Source organism: Enterococcus sp. GPZ-007, assembly GCF_059374735.1.
The window spans coordinates 1-240 of sequence record NZ_JCAFYN010000142.1 but is presented as its reverse complement, the minus strand read 5'-3'; the positions used below and the strand labels follow the sequence as shown (position 1 = coordinate 240).

Annotated in this window: 1 protein-coding gene; it reads right to left on the bottom strand. The window is 49.6% G+C overall.

Features of this window, described 5'->3' with window-relative positions:
* Positions 1-240 (bottom strand): hypothetical protein (locus AC4J95_RS21295; RefSeq protein ID WP_494551565.1); only part of this gene is annotated, 240 nt, incomplete at both ends.

Here is a 240-nt window from a genome sequence, read left to right as displayed (position 1 = left end):
GGAGTCGCTATCTGAATCACTATCGCTGTCTGAATCCGAGTCGCTATCCGAATCCGAGTCACTATCTGAATCCGAGTCGCTATCTGAGTCCGAATCTGAATCGCTGTCTGAATCCGAGTCGCTATCTGAGTCCGAATCACTGTCGGCATCCGAGTCACTATCTGAGTCCGAATCGCTGTCTGAATCGGAATCACTATCCGAGTCTGAGTCACTATCTGAATCGGAGTCACTATCCGAATC